The 19,199-nt window shown below is 37.6% G+C and carries 17 protein-coding genes and 1 pseudogene; 14 read left to right on the top strand and 4 right to left on the bottom strand.

Translation table 11 applies throughout. The features are described from left to right. Window positions 1-119: 119 nt before the first annotated feature. From DKZ56_RS15080 to DKZ56_RS15050, 7 genes are all read left to right on the top strand, one after another. Window positions 120-1,184, top strand: a complete 1,065-nt coding sequence (locus DKZ56_RS15080; RefSeq protein ID WP_208650690.1) for an LLM class flavin-dependent oxidoreductase — start codon at window positions 120-122, stop codon at window positions 1,182-1,184. Between the two features lie 881 nt (window positions 1,185-2,065). After that, complete coding sequence (locus DKZ56_RS15075) at window positions 2,066-2,914, top strand: DegV family protein (protein ID WP_208650689.1); 849 nt, start codon at window positions 2,066-2,068, stop codon at window positions 2,912-2,914. A 175-nt stretch (window positions 2,915-3,089) separates the two neighbouring features. Next, window positions 3,090-3,566 carry a flavin reductase family protein gene (locus DKZ56_RS15070; protein ID WP_208652281.1) on the top strand — a complete coding sequence of 159 codons (477 nt, stop codon included), beginning with the start codon at window positions 3,090-3,092 and terminating at the stop codon, window positions 3,564-3,566. Window positions 3,567-3,745: 179 nt separating this feature from the next. Then, window positions 3,746-5,641 carry a PrkA family serine protein kinase gene (locus DKZ56_RS15065; protein ID WP_208652280.1) on the top strand — a complete coding sequence of 632 codons (1,896 nt, stop codon included), beginning with the start codon at window positions 3,746-3,748 and terminating at the stop codon, window positions 5,639-5,641. Between the two features lie 155 nt (window positions 5,642-5,796). After that, window positions 5,797-6,960, top strand: coding sequence for a sporulation protein YhbH (gene yhbH / locus DKZ56_RS15060; RefSeq protein ID WP_208650688.1), 1,164 nt, complete (start codon window positions 5,797-5,799; stop codon window positions 6,958-6,960). A gap of 13 nt (window positions 6,961-6,973) precedes the next feature. Then, entirely contained in the window at window positions 6,974-8,380 is a 1,407-nt protein-coding gene (locus DKZ56_RS15055) for a SpoVR family protein (RefSeq protein ID WP_208650687.1), read from the top strand. A gap of 544 nt (window positions 8,381-8,924) precedes the next feature. Further along, window positions 8,925-9,593, top strand: a complete 669-nt coding sequence (locus DKZ56_RS15050) for a hypothetical protein (RefSeq protein WP_208650686.1) — start codon at window positions 8,925-8,927, stop codon at window positions 9,591-9,593. A 96-nt stretch (window positions 9,594-9,689) separates the two neighbouring features. On the opposite strand, the gene DKZ56_RS15045 is transcribed toward DKZ56_RS15050, so the two are convergent. Together DKZ56_RS15045 and DKZ56_RS15040 are read right to left on the bottom strand one after the other, a co-directional pair. Continuing rightward, window positions 9,690-10,187, bottom strand: a complete 498-nt coding sequence (locus DKZ56_RS15045) for a L,D-transpeptidase family protein (RefSeq protein ID WP_208650685.1) — start codon at window positions 10,185-10,187, stop codon at window positions 9,690-9,692. Between the two features lie 89 nt (window positions 10,188-10,276). Continuing rightward, complete coding sequence (locus DKZ56_RS15040) at window positions 10,277-11,374, bottom strand: GGDEF domain-containing protein (RefSeq protein WP_208650684.1); 1,098 nt, start codon at window positions 11,372-11,374, stop codon at window positions 10,277-10,279. Window positions 11,375-11,539: 165 nt separating this feature from the next. Between DKZ56_RS15040 and DKZ56_RS15035 the strand changes: the two genes are divergently transcribed. Continuing rightward, window positions 11,540-12,433, top strand: a complete 894-nt coding sequence (locus DKZ56_RS15035) for a DMT family transporter (protein ID WP_208650683.1) — start codon at window positions 11,540-11,542, stop codon at window positions 12,431-12,433. A 203-nt stretch (window positions 12,434-12,636) separates the two neighbouring features. Here DKZ56_RS15035 and DKZ56_RS15030 read toward each other — a convergent pair whose 3' ends face one another. Further along, entirely contained in the window at window positions 12,637-13,206 is a 570-nt protein-coding gene (locus tag DKZ56_RS15030; protein ID WP_208650682.1) for a YitT family protein, read from the bottom strand. Between the two features lie 219 nt (window positions 13,207-13,425). Between DKZ56_RS15030 and DKZ56_RS15025 the strand changes: the two genes are divergently transcribed. After that, window positions 13,426-13,791, top strand: a complete 366-nt coding sequence (locus tag DKZ56_RS15025; protein WP_208650681.1) for a hypothetical protein — start codon at window positions 13,426-13,428, stop codon at window positions 13,789-13,791. A gap of 289 nt (window positions 13,792-14,080) precedes the next feature. Here the strand turns inward: DKZ56_RS15025 and DKZ56_RS15020 are convergent, their stop codons facing one another. Further along, a complete protein-coding gene (locus DKZ56_RS15020) occupies window positions 14,081-14,641 on the bottom strand; it encodes an FAD-dependent oxidoreductase (RefSeq protein WP_208650680.1) in 561 nt (186 codons plus the stop codon). Between the two features lie 164 nt (window positions 14,642-14,805). On the opposite strand from DKZ56_RS15020, the gene DKZ56_RS15015 reads away from it, so the two are divergent. From DKZ56_RS15015 to cuyB, 5 genes and pseudogenes are all read left to right on the top strand, one after another. Further along, window positions 14,806-15,504 (top strand): arginase, encoded by a 699-nt coding sequence (locus DKZ56_RS15015; protein WP_208650679.1) that lies wholly within the window; start codon window positions 14,806-14,808, stop codon window positions 15,502-15,504. A 48-nt stretch (window positions 15,505-15,552) separates the two neighbouring features. Beyond that, on the top strand, window positions 15,553-15,795 hold the full coding sequence (locus tag DKZ56_RS15010; protein ID WP_208650678.1) for a hypothetical protein: 243 nt from the start codon (window positions 15,553-15,555) through the stop codon (window positions 15,793-15,795). A gap of 316 nt (window positions 15,796-16,111) precedes the next feature. Continuing rightward, window positions 16,112-16,621, top strand: a pseudogene (locus DKZ56_RS15005) (transposase); the annotation flags it as partial. A gap of 528 nt (window positions 16,622-17,149) precedes the next feature. Beyond that, window positions 17,150-18,370: a carboxylate--amine ligase gene (locus DKZ56_RS15000; RefSeq protein ID WP_208650677.1), complete on the top strand. Its 1,221-nt coding sequence runs from the start codon at window positions 17,150-17,152 to the stop codon at window positions 18,368-18,370. Then, entirely contained in the window at window positions 18,370-19,068 is a 699-nt protein-coding gene (gene cuyB, locus DKZ56_RS14995; RefSeq protein ID WP_425471028.1) for a cysteate racemase, read from the top strand. The genes DKZ56_RS15000 and cuyB overlap by 1 nt, the downstream gene beginning before the upstream one ends. Window positions 19,069-19,199 lie beyond the last annotated feature (131 nt).

Genomic DNA, 19,199 nt, shown 5'->3' with positions numbered 1-19,199 from the left:
TTGTTTGCTTGTTGTGCAAAATATATTCTCAGAAAACAGAATGATTGATTCTCTTTCCGAAATTTGTGTAAGATAAGAAAAACATTTCAATTTCGAGATAAATAAATGGGGGAAGAGAGATGGAAATAGGATTAACAACTTTTGTTGAAACTACGCCGGATGTGAGAACAGGAAAAGTGATCAGCCATGCAGAGCGGCTTCGGGAAGTGGTGGAGGAAATTGAACTGGCTGATGAAGTAGGTTTGGATGTTTATGGAGTTGGGGAGCACCACCGAAAAGACTATGCCTGTTCAGCTCCGGCAGTTGTCCTTGCAGCAGCGGCAACGAAAACAAAACGAATCAAGCTGACAAGTGCTGTAACGGTGCTTTCGTCTGATGATCCGGTTCGGGTGTACCAACAATTTGCAACGCTCGATGCGATTTCAGAGGGACGAGCAGAAATTATGGCAGGGCGCGGTTCTTTTATTGAATCCTTCCCGTTATTTGGATATGACTTAAAGGATTATGATGAATTATTTGAAGAGAAGTTGGAATTATTGCTGCAAATTCAAAAAAACGAAATTATTCATTGGAACGGGAAACATCGTCCTAGCATTAATGGACGCGGTGTATATCCAAGACCAGAACATGAGATTCCAATTTGGATTGCAAGCGGCGGAACTCCGCAGTCGGCAGTTCGGGCAGGAACGCTAGGATTGCCTTTATGTTTAGCGATTATCGGAGGCAGTCCATTGCAATTTGAACCTATAGTAAAGCTGTATTATCGGGCGGCGAAAAAGGCGGGGCATGATTTTTCAAAATTAAAAGTGGCCACCCATTCCCACGGTTTTGTTGCTGAAACAACAGAAGAGGCCGTTGAAAAGTTTTTCCCTCCAACTCAATATGCCATGAATGTTTTAGGCAGAGAGCGAGGATGGGGTCCATATACGCAGGCGACTTTTGATTATGCAAGAAGCTTGGAAGGCGCGTTGTATTGCGGCGATGTCAAAACGGTTGCTGAAAAAATCATATTCTTGCGCAAAAATGTAGGTGTTACCCGATTTATGCTTCACTGTCCTGTCGGTTCCATGGCTCATGAGGATGTGATGAGATGCATCGAATTGTTGGGAAAAGAAGTTGCGCCGATTGTCAGGGAAGAAGTTGCGAAGTGGGAAGCGGAAGGAAATGGACAAATCGAGTTTTAAAAAAGTGCATTGCGGATTGGGGCATCCCAATTCGTTCCTCTTTAGAATTAAAAAGAGGCTGGGACATAAACAAAAAATTAAAGGGGTAGTTGAAAGGGTTTTGATAAATATTTGATATAACTAAAAATTGATTGAAGTGACGGGGCGACTCCTGCGGGAACAGCCCGTGTCTCGAGACACCGCAGGAGCGAAGCAATGAGCTCCGAGGAGGCTCGAGCCGGGCCCGCGGAAAGCGTCCCCGGAACGGAAATCAATTTTAATAACATATCAAAAAAACATCATTTTCTCCTTGGAGAAAATAATGTTTTTTTAGATTTGTCCCAACCTCTTTTTGTTTAATGAACGTATTCAGCTTCCATTTCTTTAATTTTTTCATACAACATTTTATTTATAGGTGTGTCGATTCCATATTGCTAATGCCCCTAAACCGATTATGGATATCCTTTGAATACTCATTGTTGAACCTACTTTCCATCCTCTTCATTTTTTGCAAGTCTATTTTTAGTTTATCAAATAGAGGAGGATGAAAGAATCCATTTTTTCTATCCAAAAAAGAAGCAATAAAAAAGTGGTGCGAGGAAGTACCCGCACCAAAAGGGAGTAGATAAGAAAGGGGTTTTGAAAGTAAGGATTTAAGGCATGGGGCAACAATGTAGGAATTGTAATCCATCCATCCTTTTGTTAAATTTTAACCTGAAAATGTAAAGATTAAAAGCGTGATAACAGAATTTCAAATATTATTCAAAAATTTTTGAACAGTTAAGGAAAATGAAAAATTAAATGTTTAAAGGAAGAAAGCGCGATAATGCTTTTACTCCTATGGAATATGTTACAATTGAAAAAATTTTGTGGGATATGAAAAATATTTTGAGGTGAACTTCATGATAAAAATTACAGCTGATAGTACTTGTGATTTATCTCCTGAAATTATTAAGCAATTTGATATTTCACTAATACCTTTGCATGTTTTGATTGATGATGAAGATTTTCGCGATGGAATTGATATTGAACCGAAAGATATATTCCGTTATGTTGGCCAAGAAGGAAAATCATGCAAAACGGCTGCAGTGAATACTTTTGAATATGAAAATTTTTTCAAGGAATTTTCGCCAAAATATGATGCTGTGATACATATTAGCTTAGGTTCCGGTTTCTCATCTTGCTACCAAAATGCGAAAATAGCTTCTGAACAGTTTGACAATGTGTATGTTGTCGATTCGCAAAATCTTTCTACTGGAAGCGGTCATATTGTTTATGAAGCGGCTTTATTAGCACAAGGGGGAGTTCAAGCAGAAGAGATTGTGAAACATTTAGAAGAGTTGGTTCCTAAAGTGGATGCCAGCTTCGTTATTAATACAATGGAATACTTAAGAAAAGGCGGACGTTGTTCAGGTGTTGAAGCGTTCGGCGCCACTTTGTTAAGAATTAAACCTTCCATCGAAGTGGTCGGCGGAAAAATGATTGTCGGCAAAAAATATCGAGGAAATTTTGATCGCTGCATTGTGAATTATGTAAAGGATCGTCTTGAAAATAACGATGATATCGATTATTCAAGGGTATTTATCACCCATTCCTACTGCTCGCCGGAAACGGTCCAAAAAGTAAGGGAAGCAGTTGAAACATATGCCAAGTTCGATGAAATAATTGAAACAACTGCCGGCTGCACCATCTCCACTCACTGCGGACCCAATACATTAGGTATTTTATATAAAAGAAAAAGCAAAAAATAGTGGGAATTAAAGAGCTGTCTAGAAGAGTATATTTCTAGGCAGCTTTTTTTATGGCAGTTCATTGTAAAATTGTTCTGTAGATTAATAGGCAAGTCCTAAAATGTGGAAAAGTGGAGGCTAAAGTTTGTATAATAAAATTGGAAAATTATTAAAAGCATTGCAGGAGGGAATGGAAATGGATCCAAAGGCAAAAAGAACGGCATTAAGAGGCATCACATATGGGTTGTATATTATCGGAACAAAAGATGCAGAAGGAGTAAATGGATTTGCTGGCAACTTTTTAACACAAACTTCTTTTGAGCCGCCGCTTGTTGCGATTGCAGTAAAGGAAGGCACTCGCTCCCAAAAACAAATTGCTGAAAGCGGCGTATTCAGCGTCAATATTTTAGAAAGCGGGCAAAAAGATATGGTGACTGCCTTCTTTAAATCTTTGCAGCCAGAAGGCAATACATTGGCAGGCTATGAATTCTACACAGAAGAAACAGGCTGCCCGATTTTTAAAGATGCATTAAGTTTCTTTGAATGCAAAGTGATGGACAAGATTGAAAAAGGAGACCACTACATTTATGTTGGCGAAGTAATCAATGCGGGCGTTCATCGAGAAGGAGATCCGCTTACAATGAAAGAAACAGGATTCTATTATGGAGGCTAAAATTTTTTCATAAAAATAGCGCATCCACATAATATGATATTGAAAAAGCTTTCCTAAAGCGATTGTGCTCTTAGGGGAGCTTTTTTCTATCTCAAAAACCGCAAATTAAAAATCTTTGGTATCAGAAACAAAACGTAAACATACTATGTTTTAAAAGCCCTGAATGGAGGGAAGGCGCTATCGAAATTTTAAAGAAAATCAAAGAGCATAGAGAAGAAGAGGAAAAGCTGAAGTGGGAAGGCACCTTTGCCGAGTATTTGGAAATTGTAAAAAAACGCTCAGAAGTCGCACAATCCGCTCATGCCCGGGTTTACAATATGATAAAAAGCGCAGGAATAGAGGAAAAAAATGGACAAAAGATATATAAATTTTTCAACAATGAAATTTTTGGATTGGAGTCAACAATTGAACGGCTAGTAGAAGAATATTTTCATCCTGCAGCGAAAAGGCTTGATGTACGGAAACGGATTTTGCTCCTTATGGGTCCAGTCAGCGGTGGGAAGTCAACGATTGTTACTTTATTGAAAAGAGGATTGGAAAAATTCACCCGCACCGATGAAGGAGCGGTCTATGCGATTAAAGGCTGTCCGATGCATGAAGATCCTCTGCATTTAATCCCCCACCATTTGCGGGAGGATTTCTACAAAGAATATGGAATACGCATTGAAGGAAGTTTATCGCCATTAAATCAATTACGATTGGAGCAAGAATATGGTGGCCGCATTGAAGATGTAATGGTAGAGCGCATTTTCTTCTCAGAAGATAAGCGCGTTGGAATTGGAACATTCACCCCATCGGATCCAAAATCACAAGACATTGCCGATTTAACAGGAAGCATTGATTTTTCCACAATTGCTGAATATGGTTCCGAATCTGACCCTAGAGCTTATCGATTTGACGGAGAATTAAACAAAGCCAACCGTGGGCTTATGGAATTCCAAGAAATGTTAAAGTTGGATGAAAAATTTTTGTGGCATTTATTATCTTTAACACAAGAAGGAAACTTCAAAGCTGGACGGTTCGCTTTAATTTCAGCAGATGAGCTCATCGTGGCGCACACTAACGAAACCGAATACCGTTCTTTCATTGCCAATAAAAAGAATGAAGCGCTTCATTCAAGAATTATCGTTATTCCTGTTCCTTATAACTTAAAAGTAAGTGAAGAAGTAAAAATCTATGAAAAAATGATTAAGGAAAGCGACATGGCCCACGTGCATATTGCGCCTCATGCTTTAAGAGTGGCGGCTATTTTCTCAGTGTTGACAAGACTCGAAGTGCCGAAAAAGCAAGGCATTGACATCGTGAAAAAGATGCGGCTCTATGATGGAGAAACAGTGGAAGGCTTCAATTCAGCAGATGTCGAGGAATTGAAAAAAGAATATCCAAATGAAGGAATGCAAGGCATTGACCCGCGCTATGTCATCAACCGAATTTCATCGGCGATTATTCGAAAAGAAGTGCCATCCATCAATGCATTGGATGTTTTAAGATCATTAAAAGATGGACTAGATCAGCATCCATCCATTACGCCGGAAGACAGGGAAAAATATTTGAACTATATTGCCATTGCCAGAAAGGAATACGATGAAATCGCCAAAAATGAAGTGCAAAAAGCCTTTGTCTATTCCTATGAGGAATCGGCTAAAACTCTTCTTAACAACTATTTAGATAATGTGGAAGCCTATTGCAATAAGCAAAAAATTAAAGATCCGTTAACGGGTGAAGAACTTCCGCCAGATGAAAAACTCATGCGTTCCATTGAAGAACAAATTGGCATTTCCGAAAATGCGAAAAAAGCATTCCGCGAAGAAATTCTCATTCGTCTTTCCGCTTATGCCCGAAAAGGAAAAAAATTCGACTACAATTCCCATGAACGACTCCGAGAAGCAATTCAAAAGAAATTGTTTGCCGACTTGAAAGATGTAGTCAAAATTACGACATCTACTAAAACGCCGGATGAAGCCCAGTTGAAAAAAATCAATGAAGTGATTGCTAGATTAATTGATGAATACGGCTATAACTCCACTTCAGCGAATGAATTGCTGCGTTATGTTGGAAGTTTATTGAACCGATAAATTGAATACACCATCAAACAATGTATGTGCTAAGAACGCTTCTTAGCACATTTTTTCATACCAAAATGTTGTGGTAATTGAGGGATTTTGCCGCATATGATACAAAAAGTGATTTTCCGGAAGTCGGAAAATCATGAAAGATGGGTGATGATCGAATGACAAAAGATAACAAAAGAGATTATATCGTTTCTCGGGAAGATTGGTCTTTGCATCGAAAAGGATATCAAGATCAACAGCGTCATATGGAAAAGGTCAGGGAAGCTATTAAAAACAATTTACCTGATTTAATCAGCGAAGAAAGCATCATTATGTCAAACGGCCGAGAAGTGATAAAAATTCCAATTCGTTCACTGGATGAATATAAAATTCGCTATAACTATGGAAAATCAAAACACGTTGGGCAAGGGCAAGGAAATAGCAAAATCGGCGACATTGTTGCGCGGGATTCGCAAGGAGGAGCCCAAGGTCCAGGAAAAGGGAAAGAAGCAGGGAATCTTCCAGGAAGAGACTACTATGAAGCAGAAGTGAGTTTGGAAGAAGTGCAAAATATTTTATTCAGTGAATTGGAATTGCCAAATTTGGAGCAAAAAGAAATGTCCAATAGCATAACAGAAAAAATTGAATTCAACGATATCCGCAAAAAAGGGCTGATGGGAAATATTGATAAGAAACGTACGATTCTCTCTGCCATTAAACGCAATGCGCTTAGGGGAAAAGCGCAAATTTCCCCGATAACAGAGGAAGATTTGCGGTTTAAAACATGGAATGAAGTCGTAAAGCCGGAATCCAATGCGGTTGTATTGGCCATGATGGATACGAGCGGTTCGATGGGAAATTTTGAAAAATATTGCGCCCGGACATTCTTTTTTTGGATGACCCGTTTCTTGCGAACAAAATACGAAAAAGTGGAAATTGAATTTATTGCCCACAGTACAGAAGCCAAAATTGTAACGGAAGAAGAATTTTTTACAAAGGGTGAAAGCGGGGGAACGATTTGCTCATCAGCCTATTTGAAGGCCCTTGAATTGATTAAACAAAAATATAGTCCAAGTCGCTACAATATTTATCCTGTCCACTTTTCAGACGGCGAAAATATGTCCAGCGACAATGAAAATTGTTTAAAACTAGTGGGCGAGTTGATGGAAGTTTCCCAAATGTTTGGCTACGGGGAAGTGAACGCATTAAATCGTTACTCCACTTTGATGAATACGTATAAAAAAATCAATAACCCGAAATTTCGCCATTATGTGATTCGGCAAAAAAGCGATGTGTATGAGACGTTAAAGAGCATGTTCCGCAAACAGGAAGCCAACGCTTAGAGGGGGGAAGGAAGTGGATAAAGAGCTTCAGAAAGCAATCGATGAAATTACGGAAATTGCTCGCGGATTCGGGTTAGATTTTTATCCAATGCGCTATGAAATTTGTCCAGCAGATATTATTTATACAATTGGCGCCTATGGGATGCCGACAAGATTTTCCCATTGGAGTTTCGGAAAGCAATTTTACAAAATGAAATTGCATTATGATTTAGGCTTGAGCCAAATATACGAACTTGTCATCAACTCTGATCCTTGCTATGCGTTCTTGTTGGAATCCAACACCTTGACGCAAAACAAATTAATTGTTGCTCATGTGTTAGCCCATTGCGACTTCTTTAAAAATAACGTTCGTTTCTCCAATACAAGAAGAGATATGGTGGAAAGCATGACAGCCACAGCTGAACGCATAGCCAGCTACGAACGGCAGTATGGACAATATGAAGTGGAAAAATTTTTAGATGCGGTGCTGTCCATCCAAGAGCATATTAATCCATCCTTAATTCGACCTCAGTTAATGTATGATGAAGAAGATGAGAATGAAGAGGAAAACATCGTCATTCCGACGCCATATGATGATTTATGGAAGTTGGATGAACGGTTGGAAGGGAAAAAAGAAGAAAAGAAGAAGACGAAAAAGAAAAAATTCCCGCCAAAACCTGAGAAAGATTTGCTGCTTTTCATTGAACAATACAGCAGAGAACTGGAAGAATGGCAACGGGATATTTTGACAATGATGCGGGAAGAAATGCTATACTTTTGGCCGCAGCTTGAGACAAAAATTATGAATGAAGGATGGGCTTCTTACTGGCATCAACGGATTATGAGGGAGCTGGACTTGGATACAGCTGAAACGATCGAATACGCAAAGCTCAATGCCGGGGTGCTCCAGCCCTCAAGAACGTCCATCAATCCATATTATCTAGGACTCAAAATCTTCGAAGATATTGAAAGACGATACGACAATCCGACGGAAGAAATGAAAAAAATGGGGGTTAAACCGGGTTCAGGAAGGGAAAAAATTTTTGAAGTACGCGAAATCGAATCGGATATTTCCTTTATCCGCAACTATTTAACAAAGGAATTAGTAGAACAAGAGGATTTATATTTATTCGAGAAAAAAGGCAATTCGTATCAAATTACAACGAAAGATTTTGAAAGAGTTCGGGATCAGCTTGTGTCGATGCGGGTAAATGGAGGATTTCCATATATCGTGGTCGAAGATGGGGATTATCAAAGAAATGGTGAGCTGTATTTGAAGCATAGCTATGAAGGAATGGAGCTGGACCCTTATTATTTAGAAAATGTATTGCCTTATGTTTACCAGCTTTGGGGGCGTTCAGTCCACTTAGAAACTATTGTAGAAGGGAAGCCTGTTCTCTATTCCTATGATGGAAAGAGAAATTCAAGGAGGACGTTATGAACGGATGGTTGAACGAGCTCATGAAATATTCATGGGCTTAATTTTTTTAGAAAAATTAAGATGATGAATTTCATTATTTCCTTATATGATAACATTTATAAAATGATAGAATCGTTTTTTTAAAACTTGCTATGATGCATAAAATGGTTTAATGTCTCTTAAATTAGGTAACTTATTTGAAATTTTGTTAATATAAAAGGACGGCTTTTCCTTCAGGAGGATGGAAGACAATCCCTAAACAATCTGGAATAATGGCTTACTTTAAAAAAGGTCACTTGACTCCGTATTCAATGACATACATGTTTTTCCTGATTTCATTAATACACCGCCTAAAGCACAAATTGAAAGCATATTTTTAGATGACAAAATCATCCCCTCAATCCATTTAATTTCCTTTTATCATTATGGGAAATGATTTTCTTTCATATTCAAAGAAAAATATTTACTTGAACAATCATAAATCTCTTTTTATCGAATAGTATGGTTAATAAATAGTAGATGGATTGGAGTTTTGGCGAATGATTTTGCTAGAGGTGATATGGAAATGACACTGATTATTTGTGTGTTGGAAATAGTCTATTTATTTTTATGGATGGGGTCAGGAAATAAGTTGTTTTTCTTTATTGCATTAGGAATTTTCCTTTGGTGGATTTATGAAATGAGAAGGGAGGCGCGGCTTCGGCAAGAAAAAATTGAGCAGGAGACGATTCAGAAGCTAGAAAAAATTCCTCACAACCGAAGAGCAGTTTCTGATGATTGTTTATCGGCCATTTTATTGGACGAGCTATCCAAAACTTTTTACTATCTAGAACGGGATGATGTGGAATCAAACTTTAAAAAGAAAAGCTACTCATTTGATGAAATCTACGAATGTGCCATTGCCGTAAACGACAGTATATGCTCATTAATTTCAAAGGGCGGCACCCACGGATGGTCAATCATTAATTACGATGCCCAAATTTATAATGAAGAAGATTTTAAAGAAGAGGATACCATTCATAAATTAAGCTTAAAAATCATTGTAGATGATTTGTCGAAGCCATTGATTGAATTTGTCTTTTTTGAAGACAAGAAGGGAATTGAGAAGGATTCGGAAGAGTATGAGGAAATTTGGCAGGAATGCAAAAATTGGCATCAAAAAATCAGCGTCACCATTAAAAGGGGATCACGAGAAATCGAAAAAATAGCAGTAAACAACTGGGCTCACAATTGATCCTGAAGGAAATCCCTTGGCAAGGAAGGAGTGCCGAGGGTTATTATATTTTGAAGAGTAAAGGGACATCTACATGTATTAGACGCCCCCAATGGATCAATAATGGATATATACGGCTGTTCCATTTGGCACGATGCTTGCCAATTCTTCCACATCCTCATTTAACATCCGGACGCAGCCCTTAGAAACAGCATAACCAATCGAGCTGGGATCATTTGTCCCATGTATTCCATAAGTCTCTTTGGAAAGCGTCAGCCACATCGTACCAAAAGGGCCACCTGGATTCGGGGCTCTATTGACAATAACAAAATTTCCCGTAGGCGTTTCATATAACATCCGTCCCACCGCAATTGGATAAGTTTTCACTAAAACCCCATTGTTATATAAAGATAGAGTGCGGTTATTGATTGACACATCAATTTCATAAGGGATTGTACTTGGGTCTGGCAAACCCGGAATATTAATCGGCTGACCTATATATAACAAATCCGGGTTTGTGATTTGAGGGTTGTTTTCCAATAAAATCAAATATTCCACCCGATAATCCCTTGCAATTTGCGCAAGCGTTTCCCCGGGTCTCACATAATGAATCATTTTTACACCTCCCGCCCATTCACTAAATACATAGTATTCAGAACAGAGGCTATCGGTGCTAATCATGAAATGTTCAATGAATTCATATTCTAAAAGTTTCGTCTGGATGGTTCATTTATGTATCTTTGTACAGGGCCCACTAGACAATCCCGTCCGCTTCTCTTTGCCTTATATAAGTTTTGGTCTGCAGAATAAACAGCTTCGAGTATATTGTCATCTTTAAATTCAGAGACACCAGTTGAAATCGTAATGCTGACGCTTTCAATTTCCTTATAAGGAAAGGAAGTATGTTTAATATCCAATCGAATGTTTTCCAACAGATTTGTAGCTGAATTGATGTTTGTTTCGCCAAGATAAATAATAAATTCTTCTCCTCCAAAGCGCCCGGTAACGAGTTGATCGGATTCGTATTTTTTTAAAATGTTTGCTACTTCTACTAAAATTTTATCTCCAAATAAATGGCCATAGGTATCGTTTACTTTTTTAAAATGATCAATATCCAGCATTGCGATGTAATGTTTTGGCTTTAAAGTATGTCTCTTTTCTTCAACCACTTCATAAAACTTCCTCTTATTTAAAAGCTTCGTCAACGGATCTTCATCTGCCATTTTTTCCAGCTGGCTATTTAAAAATCTTCTCTGCCTGTCTTGCATGATAAAAATGTATAGAATGACGGCAGTAACAATAAAGGATGTGACGCGAAACAAAGCGGTATTCTTAAAAATTTCCCATCCATTTGGTACAATGAAAATAATAGGAAAATCACAAACAATCCAGCATAAAAGAACAATTGAAATTTTTTCGATATAGTGTTTTTTCAAATGAGAGCGTGGATGAAAGGCGAGGGCGATGATTGTTGGAAGTGCCATGCCAAATACAATGCCTGGAACCGTACCAGCTCCACCCATGAAAAATCGCCAGGCGGAAGCTATCAATAGTGCTGGGATAGCAATCCATCCCTGCAAATACGCTAAAAAAATAAGAGGAATAAATCGCATATCCACAAAAAAGTTTTCATTCAAATGGATTGGCAAATAAAAAAGGATAATTGTACAACAGGAAACTAATGAGACGGTGATCACTTTTCGAAAAAAGAGAGGAATTTTTTTATGATTATCAGATATGAAGGTCATGGTTAAATGCATCAGCAAAATAATTGCAATGTTTGATAGAATGGATTGAAACAAAAGGTTTACCTCCTTTCTAACATGCACTCCAAAAACAAGAAAAATCTAAACTGTCAATAAGTTTATCATAACGGTTATTAAAAAAATAGAAAATTCCTTTGAGATATAGAAAAATTTTCATGATAAAATATATAAAGATAGAATAAATCTTTATTGGAGGAAACAATGGGGAAATATATAGGGGAAATTATGCTGTTTACAACAGCGATTATTTGGGGAAGCGGTTTTGCATTCAGCGCCATTTCGTTGAATTATTTTACACCTTATCAAATATTAGCCGTTCGTTTTACCATAGGAGTTTTCATTTTAAGTCTGATCTTTTATCAGCGGTTAAAAAATATGAAGAAATCGACCATCAAACGGGGATTCATTTTAGGCTTGCTATTATATATGGCTTTCCTTTTGCAAACAGTCGGTCTGCAATATACAACGCCATCGAAAAATGCATTTATTACGGCGATTAACGTGGTCATTGTCCCTTTTATCGCCTTTTTTATGGACAAAAGGAAAATTGATAGATTTGAGTTGTCCGGGGCTTTTTTGGCAATTATCGGCATTGCTTTTCTATCGTTGGAATTATCCATTTCCGAAATCAATTTAGGCGATTTATTGACATTAGGATGTGCTTTTGGTTTTGCTTATCAAATTTATTACACAGCCAAATATGTGAAGGATGAAGATCCCATTTTGCTCACAGTTGCGCAAATGGGGGCAGCCGCTCTTTTTAGTTGGCTATTCTTATTTTTCAAAGGGGAAGTGGAGTTTGCCCTTGAATGGAAAGGGACATTATCTGTATTGTATTTAGGGTTATTTTCAACGACCCTTGCCTACTGCTTTCAAACGATGGCGCAAAAATATACGAACGAAACGAAAACTGCGATTATTTTATCGACAGAGGCATTGTGGGGCATGGTTTTCTCCATTATCATTTTAAGCGAAGTATTGACTGGAAGAATGATTGTCGGAGCTTTTTTGATTTTGACGGCTATTATTTTAGCTGAAACAAAACTTGATTTTCTCAAAGGAAAGTCGGTAAAAAATATAAGAGAAATCAAATGATTTATAAAAAAGGGGGCTCTGAAAAGTTGAGACGTCCCCTTTGCGGCTTTAGCTAGTGCTTCGCCGCAGATAAATTGCGACGAGAAGATGCGTTTAATGTGACCACCGCAGGAGCGAAGATTTTTCAAAGCATTTTACTATTAGAAATGGGACTGTTCTGAAAGTTTTACACTTTCTGGACAGTCCCTTTTTGTTTTTATGAATCATCCCTTTCTGGCAACTGCGCTTGTCGCAATACCAACGGAGGTAATGGCGACGATGGACAATAGGAGTGTGCTGGCAGAGAGCAAAATTCCTCCAATGAGGACGATGATGGAGTCGATGATGAAAATAATCACTCCAACATTAATATTTGTTTTGTCGCTGATGAATTGGGCAAGTAAATCCGTTCCTCCGGTGCTTGTATTAAATCTTAGCATAATGCCAATGCCAAGTCCGACGAAGGTTCCTCCAATAATGGCTGCGTAAGTGGCCCCAATATCCAAAAGAAAACGAAGGGGTTTCAACAGATCAATAATGACGGAAGATACAAGCAATCCGTGAATGCTGTTGTAAAAATATGGTCTATATTTAAACCATGCCATCACAAAGATTGGCAAGCTCAACATAATCACCATTAATCCAATTTTTAAATCGAACAAATAATGCAAAATGAGGGAAAGCCCGATAATGCCGCCGTCTAAAATTTCATAAGGAGCCAGAAAAAGATTGATGCCGATTGATAATAAAATGCTGCCGATCAGTATGGCTAGTCCTTTCTGTATATAGTACATGATATTCCTCCATCGCAGGACATGCACTATTGTATGAAAGGACAAATAAGAAAATGCAAAATTGGTATGTTCCGATTACAAGGGAAATATTCTAAAACATTTTCTCCCGTTATGCCAAGTAATATGTTTTTTACTTGGAAGAAAATAAGTGTCGGCTGCAGCGAATAAATTGATGAGAAATTAGCATGATAAAGGCATAACACTTTAGGAGGTGTACAAATGCCGAATCAAAATAAACAATTTACACAAACTGGAACAAATATGGAAGAAGTAAAACGTCAAAATGCCCAAGGTTCAAGTTCAACTTTTGGAACAAACCCTCAAAAAGTAAGAGAAGAAATAGCACAAGAGGGCGGTTTTGGAAATAGTTCTTCTCAGCCAAGCCCAACTCCAGCAAAGACACCAGCTGGAACAAACATCCAGCAAGTGAGAGAAGAGATTGCCCAAGAAAGCAGTTTTTCAAGTAAAGCTCAGCCAAGCCCAGCTCCAGCAAAGACAGCCGCTGGAACTAGCATCCAAAAAGTAAGAGAAGAAATTGCAGAAGAAGGCGGTTTTAATCCAAATCCGCAAAAACAAAATAAATAAATAATGATTAAACGAAAACGCCTCTACATTTTGAGGCGTTTTCATTATTTTGTAAGAAAATTATTTTTTTATTATTCCTTGCCGAAGAGCGGCCTCAGACTCTTTTGAACCGTCCATGGCAACTAAAATATTTGTGTAATTTGCAATCATTGCAATCACACCTTTTGTTTGAAATATTATATCATGAAAGCGAATACAAAAAATTTTTCGATTTTGTGGAAAAACATTGCTTCCATATAAATAAAAAAGCCGGGGAAGAGAACCGCTTCCCCGGTTATTAAAATAGCAATTATTTTAATACATCGTGATCTACATAACGTTCGCCGTTTAATTCGCTGATGACATTGATCGCCACTTTTGCGCCGTCTCCAGCAGTAATGATAGTATGGACGCTTACTCCCGCACAAGTGCCAGCAGCCCAAATACCTTCCACATTTGTTTTTCCGTTTGCATCTACATCAAAAATAGTTTTGACTCTTGGTTCTGTTCCAGGTTTTGTTTTAAGGCCGATGCTTTCAGCGAGGTCAGTTAAAAATCCTGTGGCAAGGATAACGTGTTTTGCTTCTACTTCTCCGTTTTCATATTGCACTTTAAATCCATTTTCGGTTTTAGTGATGCCAGTCACTTTTGCTTCAATCAGTTCAGCGCCGTAATGTTTCGCTTGTTCAATTCCCGTTTTCACTAATTCAGGGCCTGTAATTTCTTTTACACCGTAGTGATTGTATAGCATTGCGCGTTTTGTAACACCTTGATCGCTATCTAAAATCACTGTTTTTTTTCCTGCTTTTGCTGTGAAAATCGCAGCGCTTCCTCCAGCAGGACCTGCTCCGATAATGGCTATATCATACATATAAATCCCTCCTAACTTTTTCTATATTTACCATTCTACCAGAATATAAATTTCCTCTCTAAAAATATGTTTTCTTTTCATAAGTAGAGTCCATCATTTGATTTTCCATTTTTTGAGTATTACGATTTTAGTAGCAATACTCTTTGATTTTTGGAGGGATTAGAATGGCTAGTCTTTTGTCCATTGACTGGGATTATTTCATTTCCGCTGAAAATCAAGAAATTGCATCAAGTGTTGAGAACAAACGGACGATTCATGATTTATGGTATAAAAAATATTTTCAATACAAATCCTATGGAAAGGATTTTGAGAAATTTTTCTCCCTTTCCGATGAAGTGGATTCATTTTGGGATAAAATCAAACAATTTTTTAAATGGGACCAGAATGTGAACATCTACGTATCGGATTCTCATGCTTTATCATACAAAATTGCTGAAAAATTTGACGTGGAGGAAGTCTATCTGTTTGATGCCCATTCGGATTTGGGGTATGGTGGATTAGATTCTTTAAAATTTGAGGTAAATTGCGCCAATTGGCTTGGAAAGCTTTTACAAAATGGAATCATCAAAAAAGCCTATATCATTTATAGTCCTTTCACAAAAGAAAAACCGGAATTTTTCAAAGAAATGAATAAAGCATTTTCCATTGATTATATAAAATGGGATGATTTATATAAAGGAATAAAAACAAGCGTGGTACATATTTGTCGTTCTGGCGCATGGAGTCCGCCTTGGTTTGATGGAAAATTTGCTGAATTTGTTCGAGCCCTGGGTCTGCCTTACAAAGTGTACCAATGTCCAAATAGAAGATGGAATCCAAACAATATAAGTTTTGCCGAAAAATTAGAATATATGATGGCTTGAATAAAGAAGGATGTTCAACACATACTACCGTAAAGGAGTGTGTTGACGATGAAAAAAGATTCATTGCCAAAATCTAAAAAGCGATTTGCTGAAATGCCTTATAAAGAAAAACCGGACCGCGTTCCATCAGACAATGTCAGTATTTTTGATTTGCATGAGGATATGCAGACGGTGGATGCAATTCCGGTCGATGAATTGAATAAGCGGGTGAAAGCGGAAGGCGATGAGCTGCTTGAAGAAGTTTTTCGAAAAGAATCCCCGGATGAAAAGTACCATTTTGACAATGCCTGAGGCTGGGACATAAACAAAAAATGAAAGGGCAGTTGAAAAAGTTTGATAACAAGAGGCTGGGACATAAACAAAAAATTAAAGGGGCAGTTGAAAGAGTTTTGATAAAAAATTGATATAACTAAAAATTGATTGAAGTGACGGGGCGACTCCTGCGGGAACAGCCCGAGTCTCGAGACCCCGCAGGAGCGAAGAATTGAGCTCCGAGGAGGCTCGAGCCCAATGTCATCAACTTAACGTTACATTTAATGGAAAATAATATTTAATTTAACTTTTATAAAATTAGGTAATAAGCCTCTTGTAATTTTAAAAAGTCCACGAACAAGTGCGGGATTATGCCAAACGGATTGCAGACTTGAAGGAGAAAAGAGATCAACTTGTCCAAAAGATGGTTAAATTATCGAAAGATAAACAAGAGTATCAGATTTTAATTTCATTTCCAGGAATCGGAGAAACGACTGCAGTTCGTTTAATTGGAGAACTAGGAGATATTCGACGATTCAAAAACCATAAACAACTGAATGCTTACGTCGGTATTGATATCATGAGATATCAATCTGGGAATACCTTTTATAAAGACAAGATTAATAAAAGAGGAAATAACAAACTTAGAAAGATTCTATTTTACATGATCCAGACCATGATCCAACTACGGAAAAATACACAAAATCATATTGTAGATTATTATGATAAATTAAAAACGCAACCCCAGAGGAAACCTCATAAAGTTGCGTCCATAGCATGCGTGAATAAGTTCTTGAAATCGGCTTATCACCTTATCACACATAATCTGAAATACGATTACGAAAAGGCAACAATGCATCAGTAATCGTAAGTAAGATTATATCACAAAGACCTGGCGAAAAAAATGGAAATCGTGAGGTCTATTTGTCATGCGAAAATTTATTTTGGAAGGAAGGGGTACCCCTTCCTTCCAAAATAAAATCTATGTGAACCAAATTATTTAATAAAAAACACTTGACTAGAGGTAAGAAGGGGCTGTCCGAAAAGTAGTATTTAATCCCGAAATCTAAAAAAAGCAAACCCAAAGAATGCTGTAAAATCAACATTCTTTGGGTTTTAATTTTGGCGGATTTTCAACTAAAATGGACTTTTTAGACAGCCCCTTTTTTATCTTTTGTCCCAGCCCCTTTTTTAGATTTGTCCCAGCCTCTTTTTAGATTTGTCCCAACCTCGTTTTTTATTTCAAAAAGGCAGAATGTTTTTAACTTTTCTAATGATTACAGTTCAATAATTCCTTTGTACAAATAATTGATTTTGATACCATTTCATGCTACTTTCAATTTAGTCAAGAAAAATGTATGCAAATAAAGTAATGAAGAGAGATGAAGAAACAATGACTCAACCATTCTTGCCAGTTTTATGCGGTTCAGACATGAATGCCTATGGAATGGCTCGTGCCTTCCATGAAGCTTATGGAATAAAGTCCCTAGTGGTGGGCCGCTCCCACTTAACAGCGACGCAAGACAGCAAAATCATCATCTTTGAACAAGTAGATCAATTCAATAAACAAGAAGTATTTTTGCCAGCATTAGAAAAAATTGCAGAAAAATATAAGGATACGAAACTTCTGCTCCTAGCTTGCGGAGATGATTATGCAAAATTAATCATTAAAAATAAACCTGAATTGCAGAAACATTTTATCGTGCCTTATATTGATGAATCGTTGATGGATCAAATTTTATTAAAAGAAAATTTCTATAGTATGTGCGAAAAATACGGCTTTAAATATCCGAAAACAACGATTATCAGCTATGAAAATTATAAAGACTTTGAAATTCCGTTCGATTATCCCATCATCATTAAAGCTTCCAATTCCGTCGCTTATTGGGCATGCAAGTTCCCTGGAAAGAAAAAAGTGTTTGTCGCCCATGATGAAAAAGAGAAAAATGCAATATTAGACGCCATTTACAGCTCCACTTATAAAGATAATTTAATCATCCAGGAATTTATTCCAGGAGACGATTCCTATATGCGCGTGTTAAACGCTTATGTTGGAAAAGACGGCAAAGTGAAACTAATGTGTTTGGGCAATCCGATTTTAGAGGAGCATTCTCCTGAAGGAATAGGAAGCTATGCGGCAATAATTACAACTTATGATAAAGAATTGATGGACCAGGTACGTTATTTCCTTGAAGACATTGGATTTACCGGTTTTGCGAATTTCGATATGAAAAAAGATCCAAGAACTGGGCAATACAATTTGTTTGAGATTAACTTGCGAAACGGCCGTTCCAGCTATTTTGTGACAGCGGCAGGCTACAATTTAATGAAATATGTGGCAGATGACTATGTGTTTAATATTAAACAAGAATTAACTTATGCGAACAACAAACATCTATGGCTTGTCATCCCAAAAGGGGTTTTGTTCAAATATGCTACCAATGAAAAATTGAAAATCGAAGCAAAAAAATTAATCCGTGAAGGAAGATATACAAACTCCCTCTATTATCCATACGATATGAATCCAAAACGGTGGATTAAGCTCACGTTAAATAAATTAAATTACTATCGAAAATATAAAAAATACTTTAATAAAAAAGGTTTGGCGGAATAATGAAAAAAACGTTAGGTATTATAGGCGGAGTCGGTCCCTTGGCAACAATGTTTCTAGGGGAAGCCATTGTTCGCCTGACAAATGCAAAAAACGATCAAGAACATCTTCATACCATTATTGACAATGATACAAGAATTCCCGACCGCACCGCTTTCATTTTAGGGAAATCCAATCAAAATCCGGTGCCTGTCATTATTGAAGATGCGCGAAAACTCGCTTCCTATGGCGCCGATTTAGTATGCATCCCATGCAATACGGCCCACTCTTTTTACGAAGAAATCCAACAGGGCTCGCCTATACCTGTGATTCACATGATTCGTGAGACAGCGAAACGGGCGAAAAGTCTAGAAGCAAAAAAAGCAGCGATTTTAGCTACAGATGGCACCATCTATTCGAAAGTGTATCAAAAGGCGCTGATGGAAGAAGGGATTGAGCCGGTCATTCCGGATGAACATACGCAAAAATTGGTGATGTCGATCATTTATGATCATGTAAAATCCGGGAAAGAAGTAACGAGGGAAAAATGGAGCGACATTGAAGCAGCGGTTTTCGACCTCGATTGCGACCGCATTATTTTAGGATGCACCGAACTTTCTGTAGTAAATAAAAATTTACAATTGGGAGAACGCTATATTGATTCGTTGCTAGTGTTGGCAGAGACGGCCATCATCCGCTGCGGATATGAAGTAAAAAAATAAAATGAATTGAAAAGAATTCGGATTGTGCTAAAGAATTCTAGCACAAATAGCGAATTCTTTTTTCATCATTTCATCCCACTTATAAGAAAGGTGCAATGGAGTCTTGTTAATATGTGGTAAACTAAAGATGG

Source organism: Ureibacillus thermophilus, from assembly GCF_004331915.1.
GTDB classification, from domain to species: Bacteria; Bacillota; Bacilli; order Bacillales_A; family Planococcaceae; genus Ureibacillus; species Ureibacillus thermophilus.
The sequence above is the reverse complement of the archived record's forward strand: the minus strand, read 5'-3'. Positions and strand labels throughout refer to the sequence as shown.

What these genes read in the sequence shown, in the direction of transcription:
- DKZ56_RS15080 (WP_208650690.1), top strand. Translation starts at nt 120, where the DNA reads ATGGAAATAGGATTAACAACTTTTGTTGAAACTACGCCGGATGTGAGA.
- DKZ56_RS15075 (WP_208650689.1), top strand. Translation starts at nt 2,066, where the DNA reads ATGATAAAAATTACAGCTGATAGTACTTGTGATTTATCTCCTGAAATT.
- DKZ56_RS15070 (WP_208652281.1), top strand. Translation starts at nt 3,090, where the DNA reads ATGGATCCAAAGGCAAAAAGAACGGCATTAAGAGGCATCACATATGGG.
- yhbH (WP_208650688.1), top strand. Translation starts at nt 5,797, where the DNA reads ATGACAAAAGATAACAAAAGAGATTATATCGTTTCTCGGGAAGATTGG.
- DKZ56_RS15050 (WP_208650686.1), top strand. Translation starts at nt 8,925, where the DNA reads ATGACACTGATTATTTGTGTGTTGGAAATAGTCTATTTATTTTTATGG.
- DKZ56_RS15045 (WP_208650685.1), bottom strand. Translation starts at nt 10,187, where the DNA reads ATGATTCATTATGTGAGACCCGGGGAAACGCTTGCGCAAATTGCAAGG.
- DKZ56_RS15035 (WP_208650683.1), top strand. Translation starts at nt 11,540, where the DNA reads ATGGGGAAATATATAGGGGAAATTATGCTGTTTACAACAGCGATTATT.
- DKZ56_RS15030 (WP_208650682.1), bottom strand. Translation starts at nt 13,206, where the DNA reads ATGTACTATATACAGAAAGGACTAGCCATACTGATCGGCAGCATTTTA.
- DKZ56_RS15025 (WP_208650681.1), top strand. Translation starts at nt 13,426, where the DNA reads ATGCCGAATCAAAATAAACAATTTACACAAACTGGAACAAATATGGAA.
- DKZ56_RS15020 (WP_208650680.1), bottom strand. Translation starts at nt 14,641, where the DNA reads ATGTATGATATAGCCATTATCGGAGCAGGTCCTGCTGGAGGAAGCGCT.
- DKZ56_RS15015 (WP_208650679.1), top strand. Translation starts at nt 14,806, where the DNA reads ATGGCTAGTCTTTTGTCCATTGACTGGGATTATTTCATTTCCGCTGAA.
- DKZ56_RS15010 (WP_208650678.1), top strand. Translation starts at nt 15,553, where the DNA reads ATGAAAAAAGATTCATTGCCAAAATCTAAAAAGCGATTTGCTGAAATG.
- DKZ56_RS15000 (WP_208650677.1), top strand. Translation starts at nt 17,150, where the DNA reads ATGACTCAACCATTCTTGCCAGTTTTATGCGGTTCAGACATGAATGCC.
- cuyB (WP_425471028.1), top strand. Translation starts at nt 18,370, where the DNA reads ATGAAAAAAACGTTAGGTATTATAGGCGGAGTCGGTCCCTTGGCAACA.